We start from the raw sequence: 18,702 nt of genomic DNA, 5'->3' as shown, positions 1-18,702 counted from the left end.
CCCGAAGGTGCTAACGTTTAGGCATTGAAACTTTCTGTTAGTTGTGGTACCACTTGTTTCTTACGTGAAACAGCACCAGCAAGGAAGGCATGGTTGTTTTCAAGTTTGAAATTGAAAGCTGCTTCAACCTTGTCCATGTTTGAACCAAGTGCCAGAATTTCTGAGTTTGAGTTCAGGATGTCTGTAATCATAAGGACAAAGTCTGAATAACCATTAGCTTCAGATGAGGCTGTCATTGCTGCTTCAATCTCTACTTGACGAGCAAGAACATCATTGATATCAACAGTATTAACCTGAGCTACACGAACATTATTTCCGTTAAGCGGGAATGTTTTAGCATCAATATCAATCAATTCTTCTGCTGACTTGCTTGCCAAATTTGTACCAGCTTTAAGGAGCTCCAAGCCATATTCTTCCAAATTAACGCCAGCAATTTCTGCCAATTCAGTAGCCACTTGTGGGTCTGAAGCATGAGTTGTTGGTGATTTCAACAGAAGAGTGTCTGAAATTAAACCTGACAAGAGAAGACCAGCTACTTCGCGTGGAAGTTCAACCCCAGCTTCTTTAGAGGCACGATAAACGATTGAAGACGCAGAACCAACTGGCTCAAGACGCATATAAAGTGGATTTGCTGTTTCAAAGTTAGCCACACGGTGATGGTCAATAACAGCCGCCACTTCAACTTCCTTGATGTCTGCGATAGACTGTTGAAATTCATTGTGATCCGTCAAGATGACTTGGTCAACACCTTCTGCTTTGGCTGATGTCACCACACGTGGAGCCTCAACACCAAAGTAATTCAGTGCAAATGCTGTTTCTTCATTCGGTGTGCCAAGCGCAACAGCTTCCGCATCACGCCCCCATGCCGTGCGCTCAAGATAAGCCCACCCGTAAGATGACGCAATAGCATCCGTATCAGGGTTTTGGTGACCAAAAACTAAAAATTTAGACATGATATACCTCTATTTTTAAAATTTCTTTCATTATACCATAAAATGAGCAAATCTAAAAAGTATAGATTGCCTTTTCCTAGCTGATCTCATAAAATAATCACAAAACTTGACCCAACCAGCGTCTTGTTTGACAGATTAAAGCCTTTCCTTGTACCAAGAACCTTTCTCACTATAAATTTCAAAAAATTTTTAAGTCGACCCACTTCACCCTCCAAAAAAGACGCCTTTCGGCGCCTTCATAACTAACAATTTTCAGCGACTGCAGTGATACCTGCAATACGTCCAAAGGTGAAGATATCCGTCAATGAGTTACCACCCAAACGGTTACCGGCATGAAGACCACCCGCAACCTCACCTGCAGCGTAAAGACCTTTGATTACCGCTCCATTTTCATTGATTACGTGAGTGCTTGTATCAATTTTCAGACCACCCATGGTGTGGTGAACGGCTGGTTTACGTGGTGTTGCGTAGAATGGTGCCACTTCGCATTTAAGGTCGAATCCACCCTTATCAAATTCAGGATCGTGTCCTGCATCTACGTACGAGTTGTAGTTTCTGATAGTTGTGACAAATGTTTCTGGATCAACTCCAATTTGCTGAGCCAAGTCTTCCAAAGTATCAGCACGGTAAAGGGTACCTGCTGCCACTTGGGCATCAATCTTTTCTTGACTGGTATTATAAGCTGTCGCTTTAATTTTATCATCAGCGATCAGGTAGAAGAGGCCACCATTATCAATAGCTGCTTGAGATAATTTATCACGACTACCATACTCATCAACGAAACGTTTACCTTCTTGGTTGACCATGATAAAGTTTGCTGGCGGTACTTGAAGACCTGAGAAAAGAGCACCTGTGACAGGGTCTGATACTGGCATCATTTGACTGAATCCCATACCAACAAGGTCCGCACCAACTGATTGACCAAGAATGATACCGTCACCTGTTACGGCTGGGGTGTTTGATGTTGCAATATTATCGTCAATTTCCGTCCAATAAGTATTGTACTGTTGAAGCATCTTAGTGTTGGCACCGAAACCACCTGATGCCATAACAACTGCTTTAGCATTGACAGTGATGGTTTGACCGTTACGCCCTTCAGCAATAACACCACGAACTGCACCGTCTTCAACGATAAGTTCTTTAACAGGTGAGTCGGTCAGAATTGTTCCACCATTTTCACGCACATATCTATCAAGGACTGAGATAAAAGCATACCCCATCGGTTGAACAGGTTTGTGACCACGACGCCAAAGAGCACCTACTGGCATGGTGACTTCATCACGGACAAATTCCACACCAATTTCTTCCAGCCAGCGAACTGAGCTGAGAGCTTTTTCAGTTAGGACTTTAACCAGATCATAGTTACCGTGGATTTCATTTCCTTTAAGGTCATGACGTTTACCGCCAAGGTAGGTTTGAATACGATAAAGCAGTGTTGAGTCAAAGAGATAGCTTGGGTCTTCAAGGTATTTTTCAACTTCCACTTTAAGGGCTTTAAAGTCTTCCAAGTATTCTGGATCAATGCTTGCTTCATCAGTGTTAATCAACTCTTGTAAATTATGAGCTTCACCTGGGTTTGCCGCAAAGGTATTTTGCCAAGCTGGATCAGGGGCATTCATCGGACCACCGGCACGGACAGTGTTACCACCAACTGCTGGGAATTTTTCAACAACGATAACATTTTTACCTTCTTGGATAACCGCTGCCGCAGCGGCAAGACCTGCGCCACCACCACCGACAATAACCACATCAGTTTCATAAGTTTTATCTTCTTTGTCCAAAGCAGAAGGCGCTTTAGGACGTTTGCGAAGAACATCAGGATTTCCTCCTGCCAATTTAATGGCGCGTGCAACCCCATCAAGGACACCATTTGAAGTGACTGAAGCTCCTGAAATAGCATCAACATTAAGTGTTTGACCTTCAATAATTTCTGACGGCACACGAGTGAATACGATATCAGCAATCCCTGATGATTCACCTGATGAATCAATATCGATTTTTTCAATTTTTTCTTCTGACAAAGTGACTTCCATCGGAAGTTTACCATTGTGACCCTCTGTCGTTACCATGTAAGTTCCTGGTTCAAAACGTACTTCTTCTGGCAAATTGAGCTGATTTGCTACTTCCACAAAACGTAAAAAGCGGAAGAAACAAGAATCCAAGAAATCAACTGTTCCTTCATTGACAAGGTTTCCTTCTTCATCAAAGGCACGATGAGCACGACTTAACAAGAACTCGCTACCTGGCATAACGGTTGCATTAACACCTGGTGCATCTAGGATTTGGCGCAAGTGCAACTGCGCACGTGAAGAGCCTTGAACATCGTAGGAAGCACCAAGAATCATAGTTGGTTTACCATCAAGGGGATGAACATTAAACGATAGCCATTCAAGCAAGCTGTTCAAACTTGATGGAATGGTGTGATTATGCTCAGGTGTAGAGATGATAACACCGTCTGCTTCCGTGATTTTTGTGTTAAAGTTTTGGATAACAGGTGTATGTGTTTGATCGCCTGTTTCGTTAAACATTGGAACATCAGTGATTTCCAAAATTTCGATATCAGCTTTTTTAGCAAAATGTTTTTGCATAAATTGTAAGAGCATGCGATTATAAGATGTTTTCGCATTAGTACCGACAATAGCAACTAATTTCATGTGATTTTTTCCTCCTATATCTGATTACGCTTTCAACCATTCTTCCCAGATGAAAGATTTCTTACGATTAGTATCTTCTGGTTTTACCAGCTGATTTGTCAAAGTTACAAATTCTACAAATTCTGAGAAGTGTTCTTCAAGCTCTGCTACTTTTTCTGGGTTATTAAGGTTAAAGTCATCATCTAAAACTTGTTCTGAATGACCGAGGAAAAATTCTGTACCCGGCATCACTCGAGCTTTCAACTCTGGCGCATCTAAAATTTGACGTAAATGTGCCTGCGCACGCGATGTTCCTAAAAGACCAAGTGAGCAACCAACAATCATGGTTGGTTTGTTAATCAGGGCGCGGCTTGTATAAGCAATCCATTCCAAGGCTGATGCCAATGGGGCGGGAATAGTGTGGTCGTATTCAGGAGTTGAGATGATAACACCGTCAGCCGCTAAGATTTTTTCAGAAAAGGCGGCAACTGCTTCTGGTGCTTTCTTGTCTTCTGGTTCATTAAAAGCTGGTAAATCCTTGATTTCTAAGACTTCAATATCGGCTTTTTGTGCAAAATGTTTTTGTATAAATTTCAATAATTTACGGTTTGTTGAACGGTCTGAATTGGTTCCGACGATAGCAACGAGTTTCATCTATGTTACCTCTTTCACATTTTTATAGTACCATTATACTATTTTGTTGCTTTTTGTAAACGCTATCCTTTATAAATTCGTGTTATTATATCATTTTATCGTGTTTTTGTATAATTTTATGAAATAAATTGGGAATTTTAGACAAAAGATATTGACAGCGTTTTCTGAAATATGATATATTTTTCGTGAAAAAACAAACAAAGTTTCTTTTAGAAAGGAATACTTATGACAAAATCTTTAAATCGTTGGCAGGTTATTGCAGCCTCTACAGCTATCCTACTTTGTACTGGAGCCGTTTACGCCTTCTCCGTCTTTGCAGGTCCACTCAGTGCCCAAACAGGTTGGTCCATGCCTGAAATTATGATGGCCTTTGCCATTAATTCTGCTATTGGACCTATTCCTATGATTTTAGGCGGCTACCTCGTTGACAAAGGTTATGTTAAATGGACCATTGCACTTGGAGCTCTGCTATTTGCCCTTGGCTTTTTCTTAACCGGTTATGCTACTTCACCAGCTATTCTCTACCTGACCTACGGTCTCATGGCTGGTTTGGGACAAGGCTTTGCTTACTCAGGTGCCCTATCTAATACCCTGCGTCTCTTCCCAGATAAACGTGGTCTCGCTTCTGGTATCCTAACAGGAGGAATGGGATTTGCAGCGGTGATAGCTTCACCAATCGCTTCAAGTCTTATCCAAAGTCACGATGCTAAATTTGCATTCCGAACCATTGGACTGGCCTATATTGCCATCGCCATTATCGCTAGTTTCTTTATCAAAGCTGCCCCAGCTGGCTACAAGCCAGAAGGATGGAAGCCCCCAGTACAAGCTGGCAAAGGTATGGTCAATAAATCTTGGACTGACATGCTCAAAACCCCGATTTTCTACGTGATTATCTCAATGTTCTTCCTCGGTGCCTTCTCTGGTCTCATGATTGCTTCTCAAGCTTCACCTATCGGTCAATCTATGTTTGGACTATCAGCTGGCACCGCTGCACTTTACGTTTCTCTCTATTCAATCGCTAACTCTAGCGGCCGCCTCATTTGGGGGTCAGTTTCTGACAAAATTGGCCGTAGCAAAACACTCCTTATCATCTATTCAGTGGTAGCCACAGCCCTCTTCACACTAACAGTTGTTCCTGGGCAAGTCGGCTTTACTATCGGTATTATCGGTCTTGGAATCTGCTTTGGTGGGGTTATGGGGGTGTTTCCATCAATCGTTATGGAAAACTACGGTCCAGCTAACCAAGGTGTCAACTATGGTATCGTCTTTACAGGATATTCACTGGCTGCCTTCTTCGCTCCACGTGTTGCCGTACAAATGGCGGCTGCAAATAATGGCAACTACAACCACGCCTTCTACATCGCTATCGTTCTGGCTCTTGTTGGCCTAGCCCTAAACCTGATTTACATGAAGATGCACAAAAAAGCCTAATTCACTAGAGAGGGGACAAAAATCGGAATCGGCAAAAATGCCGATTTCGATTTTGTCGTCCCACCTCCGCACAGTTGATTAGGAAGTTCTTAGCCATTGTCTAGCAAGGGATGAGAACTTCCGATTAAACACTATGACCAAGCGCCTATCTGCAATAAGTTTAAGAGACTAAAATTTTCCCAGCTTCTTAAACTTAAGACGACCTACCCATCTCTCATTTGCTAAATAGCTCTGCTAAATGATACTATGGGAATGAATTCTACCATTAAGAGTGAAACAATCCTTACCACCACTTCCATCCAATAGGTTAAAATCCGCAGCAACTAGACCTTATGCGGTTCGGAAGTTTTGAAACTTTGGCTCACAATTTAGCCATGGTATTCTGATAAGAACTCGCTACCGTCCGGTATCGCCTAAGAAAGTGGCAAAATAGAGTTTGTCCACCTCCTAAAAACATGAAAAGGAAGTAACATGCCCAAATACAGTCGCTATTTGAAAGATAATCCTTCTGGTTTTCCTTATGATTATGAAAAAGGTCACATCCAAAATGGCTACCCCGATGTCATGTACCATTGGCATCCTGAATTGGAAATAATTTTTGTCCATAAGGGCACAGCTTCTTACCATATCAATGACAATCAGCTAGTCAGTCAAGCTGGGGATATTATTTTCATTCAGCCAGCAGCCTTGCACGCTATCCATCCTATTGGCGACGAAGAGGAAATCACCACAACTTTTCGGATTCATTTAGACAATTTGGGACGCCATAACATCGAGAGCTTTAGTCAACGCTACATCCAACCCTTGCATTCTGGACATTTTCATCTCACACAGCGTCTTAATGCTAACGACTCTGGCTATGAATCTATTAAAAACTGCCTGCTCAGCCTTTTTGCCACCATAGAGGAGCAAGGACTCTACTACGATATGTTGCTAAAGGCCAAACTGCACGAGCTTCTCTATCTTCTCTTTAAACATCGCCATGTCAATCGTCACTACACAGACGACACTTATCAGAAATACCAGAAACTTAAAGATCTCATTTCCTTTTTGCAAGAGCATTATGCCAAGGACATTACTATCAGCCAATTGGCTCAAGATTTTGGTTATAGTAAAAACCACTTTATGAGTATTTTTAAAACCCATACCGGTAGCTCTTGCATGGATTTTTTGATTCAACTGCGACTGAACAAAGCCTGTGAGGCCTTGATTCAAAGCACAGCTCCTATTTCAGAAATCGCCAAGGAAGTCGGCTTTACCAACCTCTCTAATTTCAATCGCCAATTCAAGCAGCGCTTTCATATGACACCAAATAACTACCGAAGACAAGCAAAAGACAGATCCTAAGAAAATCTGTCTTTTTTCATATAAAAATTTCTGATTTAGGATAAATATAGTCGAATAAATTAGCTTTCAGACAAGAAGCTGAGGTGCAGACAGTACTAGAGTAGGGCAAACCGAAAGTGACGATGTCTCAAGGCTAATAATGACTATATCCTACTCCCGAAAAATTCCAACAAAAATCCAAATCAGAACCAGTCCTGCAAGTACAAACAGCAGTTTAGACATAACAAGCATCTCTGCATTTAGACTGAGCAAACTGGCGCTAATCAGAAGCGCTAGAAAAACCAAGCTCAGTACGAAACGATTAGCCATCCTCGTTACGATTTTGATACGATTGCTATAATCGTATAAATCATGATTAATCAAAATGCGACCGTTTAGGATTTGTTCCAAAAGCTGATTGGCTCGTCTAGGTATGTTTTTACCGTTTTTGAGCAGGTAAAAAAGCTCGATTAGCAGCGTTTCCTTATTTAAGGCCTGTTCGAGCATGTCTGGCCCCATATTTTCGATGAAATAATCCTTGGCTAGAGTCATCAAGTCCTTATCAGGTGCTAAGTCTCGGAAAATCCCCTCACTTTGTAGCGCAGCTTTTTCCAAGACCGTTATCTGAGGGGAGGCTTTGAGATGATTATTGACAAAAACTTTCACTAAATCTTCCAGCAAATCGGTAATCGATAAGGCTCCCAAATTTAGGCTGGAATACTTATTAAGCATACGCTCAACATCTCGACTCAGCTCCGCCTTGTTCATTGAAGTATCAAAGTTGGTTATTGTCAAAATGCCCTGAGTCATACCATCAATATCCTGAGCCGTAAAACTATACAGAATATCATTTAGAGCAGCTCGCATGTCATTTTCTAAATGACCCATGATACCAAAATCGATAAAGTAAATCTGCCCATCCTTGATGAGAAGATTTCCAGGATGTGGATCACCATGGAAATAACCATCCTTAAAAACCTGCTTGATAAAGGACAACATGAGCTTCTGCCCAATATCCTCCAAATCATAGCCCGCATGAACCAAATCTTCGTAGCGATTGATTGGAATCCCTTGGATAAATTCTTCGACCACCATATGGGGGGTCGTCAGCTCATCATAAACCTTAGGAACAGCCACACATTTTACCCTGCGATTAAGCTCAGCAAACTCAAGCATGGCTTTAGCTTCATTACGGAAATCAATTTCAGTAGTCAGGCTATCTTTTAGTTGGTAGAGAACATCTGTCAGATTAACCATAGGAATGAGTCCTGATGGCACCTTTTTCGACAAACCAATCAACAAAGACAAGTCTTCATCAACAATTTCTGCCAGATGTGGTCGCTGAATTTTGACCACAACCTCTTGACCTGTTTTTAAAATAGCTCTATGGGTCTGAGCGACTGACCCACTTGCCAATGGCCTCTCATCTATCGACTGAAAAACATCAAATAAGGGTTGTGTCAGCTCTGCTTCGGTTGCTGACATGACAAGCTCCTTGTCTAATGGAAGGACATTGCTTTGAAGTTTGGTCAATTCCTTAATATAAGCATCAGGTAATAGGTCACTGCGCGTCGATAAAATCTGCCCAATTTTGACAAAACTTGGTCCCAACTGCTCAAAAGCTAGACGCAGTTTAGCTGGTGCCATCTGCTCATCCAGTGGCTTTTTTCGCTCCTTTAAAGTTGTAAAGCCTACCGAACTAAAAACCCTAACAATTTCTCTCAGGCGTTTATTTGCCATAAATAAACCTATTCTTTACTTTCAGAGGTCAGGTGTTGTAAGAGCGCATCTAATTTATTCTCAAGACGTGAGAGATCATCTTTGGTAGCGTACTGCACCTTTTGTGTTTTTGCATTGACCCTATCAAAGACACCTTGAACCTCTGCTTGCCCTTTGCGCTTGAGTTCAGACTGCAGCTCCTTACCTTCTTCAACGGTCAAGCGCCCTTTCTCAACCATGTCTTTAACAAAAGCATCTGCTTTTTCCAAAGTCATAGATGTTAGACCAATTCCAGCTAACAAAACTTTTTTCAATTCATCCATGAGTAAGTCCTCCTTGATATATGTTACCTTTATTCTACTACTTTTCATAAGAAAGCGCTGATATTTATATTTTTTGGTAAAAAAGCAGAGCGAAAATAGTTTTCGCCTTAGCAAAAAAGAGTGGACACATTTTTAGTATCCACTCTCCCTATTCAATATCTATAGAACTCTCTAACTTAACCTTTAATCAGATGACCATATAATTTACTTACGATAAACAAAATCATCAGCAAAATAAGTCCCACAAACGGCGCCACCAAGATTGGTTTAACCTGAGTTGCTTCTGAAGTGACACGGGCCTGCTTCATTTCATTTTCAATACGATGTCCTCTCACCAGTAGTCGATGAGAATTGACTCTGTAAGGTGTACAGGTCACCAAAGTGACATAGTCTTGCTGAGGGTCAATCTCCAGAGCAGACACGTCATCAGGAGTAACCGTTAAAATCTGATCCACCTCATAAGTTAAGTTCTGATCCAAAACCTGGATTAAGAAAGTATCACCTTCTACCAGTTGATCAATATCTGTAAATAATTTAGCCGAAGGAAGTCCGCGGTGTCCTGAAATAACAGAGTGTGTCCCCAAGCCCCCAACGGGTAAAGATGTACCAGGTATGTGTCCAATGGCGACTTGCAAAACAGAATCATCAGTTCCATGATAAATTGGCATGATTGTATTCAGCTTAGGAATTTCAACATAAGCCATAATCCCACTCCCATCAATATCCAAGGTTTGATTATAGGTATCTTCAGTAGCCTTATCGATGTTCAAATCAGGAATAACGGTTTGCGGCAAAGAATCATTATAGTTCTGAGCTTCTGTCAATATTTTTTGGTAATCCAACTCGTCCATATTAGCTACCTTCTCAACATATCCTGCGACTGCCTTGGATTGGTGAAAAGAATTCCAATAATCACTAACTGTCGGATAAGATAGCATAGCTAGCCCTACAAGCAAAATGAAGACTAATAAAATAGTTATGAAATTTTGTTTGATTTTGTTAATCATAAGAACAAAGGGCTCTCCTCTTATTTGTCAGATTAGTTTAAAGTTAGATTAATTTATTTTGGAAAAGTATTAAAAATCTTGACAGTAGAATACCACACCTGCAAGAAAGGAGACAGCTCTGCCATCTCCTGACCTTATGTTTTAGAGTAAGCTATACTTAAGCGTAAAGATGAATTACGTTGGAATTGCTATGTTCACATTTGTAAAACTAAATAGATATTTTATTAGAGGGATATCAACAACAAAAAAGCCACTTCTAATATATGAAGTGACTAACGACCAGTCTATTTTATGGTATTAATTGGTGTCAATTTTATCCAAATTCATGGATTTTTGTCCATTTTCATGGAAGTTTCTTTTTCTTAAATGTTGATGTAAAGGGATTTGTAAGTGTTGAGTGCCCATAGTTTCTGATAGAGAAACTTTAGTAAACATGTTCTTCTAACAGCTTGAAATATAGATAAAAGCTGAATAGCAACTCAAATGTTGACCTAAAATTGAATATACTACACGATAAAACGCATAAAATAAAGGTTTTAATAACATGATTTTATGCGTTTTTCTATATTTTGAGGCTTTTACTCAGCCTCTTTTTAACCTGTTATGCATTTTGCATGCGTTTCATATAGTCCGTATAACTTTCTGTTTCCATCAGGTCTTTAGCGTTTTGGACCCGTTCGCGTGTCGGAGGTTTGACCCCCTCAAGCGGATATGGAATGCCTAGTTCACGCCATTTGAATTCACCCATGGTGTGGTAAGGCAGAATTTCAAACTTATCAACATTTTTCAATGTTTTAACAAATTTGCCAAGTTCAATCAAATGCTCGTCAATATCCGTCAAACCTGGCACCAAAACGTGTCGAATCCAAACCGGAATCCCCTTGTCAGACAAATAGCGAGCAAACTTAAGGATATTGGTATTTGGCTGACGCGTCACGAATTTATGCTGTTCAGGGTCAATTTCTTTCAAGTCCAGCAAAATCAAGTCCGTCACGGCTAACAATTTATCTAAAATCTCATGGTATTCAGGCGTTGGTCGATAAGCAAATCCACAAGTATCTAAAGTAGTATGGATCCCGAGCTTTTTAGCCTCTGTAAAGAGGGCTGTTAAAAACTCGATTTGAAGCATGGCTTCCCCACCTGAAACAGTAATCCCTCCATTTTTACCCCAAAAATGGCGGAAATTAAGTGCTTCATTCAAGACATCTTCTACTGTACGTTCTGTTGCTTTATTTGACACCATTTCCCAAGTGTCTGGGTTGTGGCAATATTGACAGCGAAGCTTGCAGCCTTGCAAAAAGACAATAAAGCGAATACCTGGTCCGTCAACTGAGCCAAAACTTTCTGTGGAGTGAACCAAACCTGTCACTTTCTTATAATCAATCTCAGTCATCTTATCTCCTTGTAACCGTTTTTCTTACTTTCATTATACACTTTTCAAAGTAACCTGACTAGCTTTCTGTCTTGATTCAAACAAAGTCTATGCTATAATAAGCGTTTTCTCGTGTACTATAAAAGCTGAGCAGTTGCCCAGCTATATCCTTTATTTCCCTGTCTTGACTTTTCCTTTCCAGTAATCAAAACCGTCTTTGAGAACATAAATGTCCTTAAAACCAGCCTTTTTTAGGATTGTGATGACTTTAGGAAGTTCTGTTCCTCGCGTAGCATCATAGAGCAAGACAGGCTTGTCCTTACGAAGAGCACTGATAGATTGGGCAAAGCCAGGCGCTGGCAGATTGCGAGCTCTCAGGATATGACTTTTTCGGAAACTACCCGTGTCCCTGATATCAATCAGCTGTGCGCCCTGCATTTTTACTTCAAAATCATCAGAGTTAAGAAAGGTTGCCGCTCGACGAACACGGATATAATTCCAAACCAAATAGGCTACCCAGATAATTAGAATAATCCAAAGAGCAATAGATAAAGGGGTCATAATCTCTCCTTAGTTTTGAACAAATTGTTGAGCCAAACTAGCTGCACCAATGATACCTGCGTCATTACCAAGCTCTGCAATTTTAACCTTGGTCGTTTTACGAACTTGCGGGAAAGCAAAGCGATTAAAATGTTTTTCAATGCGGCTACGCAAAAACTCTCCTGCGGCAGATACGCCTCCACCAACCACGACCGAATCAGGATTGAGAATGTTTCCAAGATTTGCCGCAGCAAGACCCAGATAGAAACCAACTTTTTCAACGACAGAATCTGCAAATGTATCGCCTGCCTGAGCTGCTGTAAAAATATCTTTACTGCTTACTGCTTCGCCATTATCAATGCTGGATTTTATAGCTGAGTCGCCTTCATAGCTCTCAGCCAAGAGACGCGCTACACGAACAACACCCGTCGCAGAGGCAACGGTTTCAAGACAGCCTTCATTGCCACAAGTGCAAGCAAAACCATGCTCAGGTTCGACAATCATATGTCCAATTTCCCCACCAGCACCTGCCACACCGTGAATCAGATTACCATCTGCAATGATACCACCACCGACACCAGTTCCCAGAGTCATAAAGACCACGTCAGGATTGTTTTCACCAGCACCAACCCAGCGCTCCCCTAAAGCTGCCACATTAGCATCATTATCAATAGCAAAAGGAATGCCTGTCTCAGCTTCGATGACAGAGCCTACTTTTTGCGTCTCTTTCCAGTTGAGATTAAAAGCTCCCGTAACCGTTTTTTTCTCACGGTCAACAGCCCCAGGAGACCCCATTCCAATTCCCACAAAATCGTCTTTTGTCAATCCATAAAGGTCCAAGCGATGCTTAATAGAAGCAACAATATCAGGAACGATGTGCTTGCCATCTTCCAAAATGTTGGTCTCAATCGCCCATTTTTCCTGAACGTGACCTTCCAAAGTCAAAATCCCAAATTTAATAGTTGTGCCACCTAGGTCAATCCCTAAAAGTTTTTTCGCCATTCGTTTCTTTCTCCATTTCTAAACGATGCTCCCGCCTTAAAATCAATTCAGCCAAGATATAATCATCCTTATCAATCAAGCCATTTTGATAAAGCCCTTCAAGTTCAATTTTCATGAGTTCAATGTCAAAAAGGCGCTTGCCTAGATAGATAATAATGCCAAATCGTTTCAATAACTGCTGCACATCATAAAGTGTTTTCATATAGAAATAGTACCAAAAAAACTGCCCTTTTTCAAGCGATTTTTGCAAACGATTGCAGTTTTCAGGAAAATGTTCCCTAGAACGGACTATTTAGTTTTTTAAATACTTTGGATGGAAGATTTGATAGTCCGCCTCAAGGCCCTCCTCCCCGATAACAACTCCGTGAAGACTGCCGTAATAGACTGCTCCGCCATCAATGTTGAGCTTGTTTTTCTGATAAAAAAACTGTGTTTGGCTAGAATCTTGACGAATCGAAATCACCGGCGTGTGACCATGGACAATCAATTTATCTGGGACAATCTGGCTATCGTAAAAATCTTCTCGAATCCAGATAGCATCATAAGGGTCCGTAGTCCGATAATCATCCAAAGTTAAATCAAAACCTGCATGAACGCAGATTGCATAAGGGTGTTCATAGTAAGTCGGAAGATTTCGAATAAAGTCCAGCAAGTCAGCGTAATCTTTCTTAAAAAGCTCAGCGATTTCCACAGGAGATTTTTCCTTAACAATGCCAGGATAAAACAGACTGTCAAATGTTGTCTCTGCTCCATTTTTCAGATACCAATTCATCTTTTGCTCTGGGTTTTCCAACCAGCGCAAAATCATATCTTCGTGGTTACCAGTTACACAAACAGCATGCTCCTTACTGACCAACTGTCTAACCAATTCAAAGCATTCCTTAGATTTCGGACCTCGGTCAGCCAAATCACCCAAAAAGACCAGTTGCTGAGTCTCCCTATCCCAGTGCTTGAGTAAGTCTTTCAAAAGGTCATATTCCCCATGAACATCTCCCACAATAAATAATTTTTTCATCTCAAACCTCCCGTCTCTTTTATCATACACTTTTCAATGAATTTTAGCTATGCTTTAGTGTTTCTCTGAACTTTTCAGCCACATCTCAAGAGATATAGTCGAATGAATTAGCTTTCAGGTAATGAACTGAGGTGCGGGCAATAAGAGTATGGCAAGCAGAAAGTGACAATGTATCAATGCTAATTCAAATGACAATAACACTTTGACTTTACGAATAGACAAGTATGAACACTATTTTTTACAGCTACACCTTTATCCTAGGTCTTATTCTCAGCTACTTCGACTTAAAAAGTCAGGAATACCCACTCATCATCTGGCTAGTCATGACCTTGATTCTGTTGCCCTTCTACCCTGCTAATCTGACATTTTTGCTTCTTTGTCTATTGGGGATTTTTTCAATCATTAGAAACATTGCCATCGGGGCAGGAGATTTTTTCTATCTAGCCACCCTTGGATTGTCCATTCATCTGACTGAGCTCCTTTGGACGGTGCAGTTGGCTAGCCTACTCGGTATTGCCTTTTATCTGCTAAAGCTTAACAAGCAAAAAACAATAGCTTTTATCCCTTTTTTGCTTGCAGGGTACGCCATCGTCTTGATAGGAAAGGTTTGGGGATATTTTTAAATCCCTAATTTATCGACACAAAGCAACCTTCTAACGAATCGCTAGAAGGTTCTTGTTTTAATCTCTTTGCATGGCACCTGCTTGGAGCTCATACATCTTGTGGTAGGTGCCACCAAGGGCTAGAAGTTCCTCGTGCGTTCCCGACTCGATAATTCGTCCTTTGTCAAGAACATAGATGCAGTTAGCATCTTGAATTGTTGATAAGCGGTGAGCGATAGCGATAGTCGTCCGCCCCTGACGCATTTTAGCCAGAGAATTTTGCACGATACTCTCCGTTTCAGAGTCAATATTAGCCGTTGCCTCATCTAGTATAAGAATTTTAGGTTGGCTAGCTACTGTCCTGGCAAAGGCCAAAAGCTGGCGCTGACCAGTCGAGAAAGATGACCCTCGTTCTGAGACTGGAGCTTCATATTTCTCAGGTAACTTCTGAATGAACTGGTCTGCATCTACAAACTCGGCTGCTGCCTGAATGTCTTGATCCGTCAGCTTCTGATACATGGCAATATTTGACTTGATTGTGCCGTGGTAGAGAAAAGGATCTTGCAGAACCAGACCAATATTCTTACGCAATTCAGCCTGGCTGTAATCACGAATGTCCACACCGTCCAGCAGAACCTGCCCTTCTGAAAATTCATAGAAGCGCATAAAAACATTAATAATAGACGATTTTCCAGATCCTGTATGCCCAACAAAGGCGATGGTCTCCCCCTTTTTCACTTCAAAGGAAATATCATCAAGAATCTTACGGCTACCGTCATAAGAAAAGCTGACATTTTTAAAAGTGATATTACCCTCCGCAACCCTTGCTCTGCTATTTTCCACCTGAACAGGCTCAAAGCATGTCTCGTCAATTAACTTAAAGACACGGCCGGCCGATACCATAGAAGTTTGCAGAGTCGAGAAGTTCTGACTAACCTCGATTAGCGGATCAAAAAGACGGTTGACATATTGGATAAAGGCGTAGATTGTCCCTGCCGTCACTGCCATTTTCATCCCAATCATACCAAAGTAGGCCATAAGCACGGCGTAGGCGAGAAGTTTTAAAAGGGACATGGCAGGGCGAAGCATGAGGCTGTCCAGAGCCATGAAGCGATTTGAGTAGAGTACATGCTCCTCATTGATGGCATCAAATTCATCCTTGAGACGTTCTTCTTGATTGAAGGCCTGAATAATGCGAATCCCTTCGATGCTTTCAGCCAATTTAGAGTTAATGTCTGATAGTAGGGAACGTGTTTTCTCAATGACAGCTGTTGACTTCTTGCGATAGAGATTTACCAAGATAAAAATAAAGGGCAAGAAAATCGCAACCAGACCGGTCAATTTGACGTCTAAGATTAGCATCGTATAAAGGGTCACTGTGAAAACAAAGATGGCTGAGATGAAGCTGGATAAAATGCCCGAAAACATCTCGCTGATGGACTCCGTATCATTTGTTAAACGAGAAACGATAGAACCCGCAGGTGTTTTATCAAAATAAGACATACCCAATCGTTCCATATTGGCAAAAGCATCGCGGCGAATGTCACGGACAATGCTGTAAGACACGCGGGCAAAAAGAAGGTTTCCCAGATAGGAAAAAGCTGCGCGCAAAAGATAGAGCACATAGTAGGCAGTCAAAATAAAAACGGCTGTATGGGTCATATTGCCCAGATAATCATCGATAAAGCGACTGGCTACCAGAGGAATAACCGTCTGTAAAACCGTTGTCGTCAAGAGAAAGGCAAGAGCCAAAAAGGTCAGCCACTTGTAGTTTTTCAAATAAGACAGGAGACGTTTCAGTACAGCCCATTGACTTTGATTAGTTTTCATCAGCTTCCTCCATATCTAATTGCTGGCTAGCATAGGTCTCCGCATACCATCCATCTTGCGCCAGGAGTTCCTGGTGAGTTCCTCGTTCAATGATACGACCGTCCTGCATAACCAAAATCAAATTCGCATGGACAACCGCACTTAACCTATGAGCTGTGATAATCGTCGTCTTATCCTGGCGAGTAGCTTTAAGATTTTCAATAATGGCATGCTCAGTTTTAGCATCTACGGCAGATAGACTATCATCCAATATCAAGATATCAGGATCCAAAATCATTGCTCGACTCATGGCTAAGCGCTGCTTTTGCCCTCCAGAAAGAGAAACACCTTTTTCACCGATAAGGGTGCTAAAGCCATCAGGCAGGAGCTGGATATCCTCATAAACATGAGCCAGCTTTGTTGCTTTTTTCACTTGTTCCAATGGCAGAGCAGGATTTCCGAAACGAACATTCTCTAAGATGGATGTTGCAAAGAGAAATTGGTCTTGAGGCACATAGCCCATAAGACTACGCAAATCAGCTAAACGGTAATCACGAATATCATGCCCATCAAGTTTGATACTACCATCATTGATATCATACTCACGCAGTAGCAACTTAATCAAAGTCGTCTTACCTGAACCCGTCTGACCAACAAGCCCCAGAGTTTGACCTTTTTCAAGACTAAAATGAACACCTGCTAAGGTCGGTTCTCCCTCATATGTAAAGGAGTTAATATCGTATTCCAAACGGCCATTTGAAATCGACTCAATCGGATGCTCTGATTCCTGAACATCAGATTCTTGGTTCAAAAGTTCAGAGATGCGGTCGTAAGAGACATTTCCGCGTTGAGTAATATTAAAGAGGAAACCAATCGCCATCAATGGCCAAACCAACATATCCAGATAGGTCACAAAGGTCACCAGATTCCCGACTGTGACCTGCCCTGCTTGTGCCATAAAAGAACCAACCAAAAGGGTCAGAACATAGGAAGCACCGACAAAGAGCATAACCGTAGGATCAAACATGGAATTATACTTCATGGAAACCATATTTTTCTCAAAAGCAGCCTGATTGACGTCTTGAAAAGCTTGCGCTTCTTGCTTCTGATAACCAAAGGACTTAGTCACTTTAATGCCCGACACCGACTCTTGAACCTTATTATTCAACTCTGAAAAAGCGGCTTGTGACTGGCGGAAAGACTCGTGATTTTTTCGTCCCAAACGGCTAGTGGCTAGAGCCATGAAAGGGAGAGGAATAATCGAAACAACTGTCATTTGCCAAGAAATGCTAAAGAACATGGTCGCTAAGGTCACAAGAGCAGTCACCGACGCGTCCACTGCAGACATGACTCCCCCGCCCGCCAATCTGGTCAAGGAGTTAATATCATTGGTTGCGTGAGCCATCAAATCGCCCGTTCGATACTTCTGATAGAAAGATGGGGACATTTGGGTAAAATGCTCGAAAAGTCGAAAACGCATGATTTGTCCCAAACGATAGGAAGTCCCAAAAATATACATACGCCAAACATAGCGTAAGAAATACATGCCTAGCGCCGCTAGCAATAAGTAAACAATATTGATTACCAAATCCACACTTGTCAAATTCTGACTAGCGATGCGGTCAACAATAACCCCCATAACAAATGGAGGAACCAAATTGAGCACCGCAACTAAACTCAGTGCCACAATTCCAATCATATAACGGCGTTTCTCTTGATTAAAAAACCACCACAGTTTAGAAATAATTTGCATCTTTTTCCCTAACTATTAAATCACATCATAACTTCCATCTGGTGCCTTAGCCCTAGAGGATTAAGTATTTTCTCTCAAAAATGCCTGGATTTCTGACCACTCTCTCACCCTTAACAGACTCACATTCGGAAAGTCCTTCAAAAGTTCCTCCGTCCGCTGATAGGATTTGGGAAAATTCCAGACAAAGCGAACAAAATCCCAGTCAATTCGCCTTGGATTACCAGATAGATTTTCTTGCAGCAAGCTGAGCAGAAACCGTTTGACAATTCGGTACAGACAAATAAGTCTAGGTACCTGCAGCCAGATGACCAGCTCTGCCCTTTTCAATCGAAGCGCCATGGAAGACTCATAATTGCCATCAATAATCCATGACTTCCCCGCTACTGCTTTATTTAACCTTTCCAGAAAAATCTCTTCTGAAACTGTCTCTTTATCATCAATCCAGTTAAGCTTGTCTAGATGAATCAAGGGTAGCTTCAAGTCTTGCGATAGTTTCCGAGCTAAGGTTGACTTGCCAGAACCAGGCGAGCCAATAATCATAATACGCTGATAGGTCATAACTT

17 protein-coding genes are annotated in these 18,702 nt (G+C 41.5%); 3 read left to right on the top strand and 14 right to left on the bottom strand.

Annotated features, from left to right (window positions below):
- Nucleotides 1–17 precede the first annotated feature (17 nt).
- From G576_RS0110015 to G576_RS0110005, 3 genes are all read right to left on the bottom strand, one after another.
- Nucleotides 18–953, bottom strand: a complete 936-nt coding sequence (locus G576_RS0110015) for a manganese-dependent inorganic pyrophosphatase (protein WP_027974479.1) — start codon at nucleotides 951–953, stop codon at nucleotides 18–20.
- A 242-nt stretch (nucleotides 954–1,195) separates the two neighbouring features.
- Entirely contained in the window at nucleotides 1,196–3,607 is a 2,412-nt protein-coding gene (locus G576_RS0110010) for a flavocytochrome c (protein WP_027974478.1), read from the bottom strand.
- Nucleotides 3,608–3,631: 24 nt separating this feature from the next.
- Nucleotides 3,632–4,240 (bottom strand): NADPH-dependent FMN reductase, encoded by a 609-nt coding sequence (locus G576_RS0110005; RefSeq protein ID WP_027974477.1) that lies wholly within the window; start codon nucleotides 4,238–4,240, stop codon nucleotides 3,632–3,634.
- Between the two features lie 225 nt (nucleotides 4,241–4,465).
- Between G576_RS0110005 and G576_RS0110000 the strand changes: the two genes are divergently transcribed.
- Together G576_RS0110000 and G576_RS0109995 are read left to right on the top strand one after the other, a co-directional pair.
- Nucleotides 4,466–5,671, top strand: coding sequence for an L-lactate MFS transporter (locus G576_RS0110000; protein ID WP_027974476.1), 1,206 nt, complete (start codon nucleotides 4,466–4,468; stop codon nucleotides 5,669–5,671).
- Between the two features lie 471 nt (nucleotides 5,672–6,142).
- On the top strand, nucleotides 6,143–7,018 hold the full coding sequence (locus tag G576_RS0109995; RefSeq protein ID WP_027974475.1) for an AraC family transcriptional regulator: 876 nt from the start codon (nucleotides 6,143–6,145) through the stop codon (nucleotides 7,016–7,018).
- Nucleotides 7,019–7,168: 150 nt separating this feature from the next.
- Here the strand turns inward: G576_RS0109995 and G576_RS0109990 are convergent, their stop codons facing one another.
- The 8 genes from G576_RS0109990 to G576_RS0109955 all read right to left on the bottom strand — a co-directional run bounded on the left by G576_RS0109990 (nucleotide 7,169) and on the right by G576_RS0109955 (nucleotide 13,975).
- Nucleotides 7,169–8,737 (bottom strand): ABC1 kinase family protein, encoded by a 1,569-nt coding sequence (locus G576_RS0109990; protein WP_027974474.1) that lies wholly within the window; start codon nucleotides 8,735–8,737, stop codon nucleotides 7,169–7,171.
- A gap of 8 nt (nucleotides 8,738–8,745) precedes the next feature.
- The gene (locus G576_RS0109985) at nucleotides 8,746–9,039 is read right to left on the bottom strand and encodes a phasin family protein (protein ID WP_027974473.1); all 294 of its coding nucleotides are present in this window, start codon (nucleotides 9,037–9,039) and stop codon (nucleotides 8,746–8,748) included.
- Between the two features lie 176 nt (nucleotides 9,040–9,215).
- On the bottom strand, nucleotides 9,216–10,046 hold the full coding sequence (locus G576_RS0109980) for a class C sortase (RefSeq protein WP_027974472.1): 831 nt from the start codon (nucleotides 10,044–10,046) through the stop codon (nucleotides 9,216–9,218).
- Between the two features lie 601 nt (nucleotides 10,047–10,647).
- A complete protein-coding gene (pflA, locus tag G576_RS0109975; RefSeq protein ID WP_027974471.1) occupies nucleotides 10,648–11,439 on the bottom strand; it encodes a pyruvate formate-lyase-activating protein in 792 nt (263 codons plus the stop codon).
- A gap of 150 nt (nucleotides 11,440–11,589) precedes the next feature.
- Nucleotides 11,590–11,979, bottom strand: coding sequence for a rhodanese-like domain-containing protein (locus tag G576_RS0109970; RefSeq protein ID WP_027974470.1), 390 nt, complete (start codon nucleotides 11,977–11,979; stop codon nucleotides 11,590–11,592).
- Nucleotides 11,980–11,988: 9 nt separating this feature from the next.
- Nucleotides 11,989–12,960, bottom strand: a complete 972-nt coding sequence (locus G576_RS0109965; RefSeq protein ID WP_027974469.1) for an ROK family glucokinase — start codon at nucleotides 12,958–12,960, stop codon at nucleotides 11,989–11,991.
- Entirely contained in the window at nucleotides 12,935–13,162 is a 228-nt protein-coding gene (locus G576_RS0109960) for a YqgQ family protein (protein ID WP_027974468.1), read from the bottom strand. Before G576_RS0109960 ends, G576_RS0109965 begins: the two co-directional genes overlap by 26 nt.
- Nucleotides 13,163–13,252: 90 nt before the next feature.
- Complete coding sequence (locus tag G576_RS0109955; protein WP_027974467.1) at nucleotides 13,253–13,975, bottom strand: metallophosphoesterase; 723 nt, start codon at nucleotides 13,973–13,975, stop codon at nucleotides 13,253–13,255.
- Between the two features lie 224 nt (nucleotides 13,976–14,199).
- Between G576_RS0109955 and G576_RS0109950 the strand changes: the two genes are divergently transcribed.
- A complete protein-coding gene (locus G576_RS0109950; protein ID WP_027974466.1) occupies nucleotides 14,200–14,598 on the top strand; it encodes an A24 family peptidase in 399 nt (132 codons plus the stop codon).
- A 57-nt stretch (nucleotides 14,599–14,655) separates the two neighbouring features.
- On the opposite strand, the gene G576_RS0109945 is transcribed toward G576_RS0109950, so the two are convergent.
- From G576_RS0109945 to G576_RS12740, 3 genes are read right to left on the bottom strand one after another with little or no spacing between them, the layout of a single operon-like run.
- The gene (locus G576_RS0109945) at nucleotides 14,656–16,407 is read right to left on the bottom strand and encodes an ABC transporter ATP-binding protein (protein WP_027974465.1); all 1,752 of its coding nucleotides are present in this window, start codon (nucleotides 16,405–16,407) and stop codon (nucleotides 14,656–14,658) included.
- Nucleotides 16,397–18,139 carry an ABC transporter ATP-binding protein gene (locus tag G576_RS0109940; RefSeq protein ID WP_027974464.1) on the bottom strand — a complete coding sequence of 581 codons (1,743 nt, stop codon included), beginning with the start codon at nucleotides 18,137–18,139 and terminating at the stop codon, nucleotides 16,397–16,399. Before G576_RS0109940 ends, G576_RS0109945 begins: the two co-directional genes overlap by 11 nt.
- A gap of 60 nt (nucleotides 18,140–18,199) precedes the next feature.
- Nucleotides 18,200–18,697 carry an AAA family ATPase gene (locus G576_RS12740; RefSeq protein ID WP_037618927.1) on the bottom strand — a complete coding sequence of 166 codons (498 nt, stop codon included), beginning with the start codon at nucleotides 18,695–18,697 and terminating at the stop codon, nucleotides 18,200–18,202.
- Nucleotides 18,698–18,702: the final 5 nt, after the last annotated feature.

Source organism: Streptococcus porci DSM 23759, from assembly GCF_000423765.1.
GTDB lineage: Bacteria > Bacillota > Bacilli > Lactobacillales > Streptococcaceae > Streptococcus > Streptococcus porci.
The sequence above is the reverse complement of the archived record's forward strand: the minus strand, read 5'-3'. Positions and strand labels throughout refer to the sequence as shown.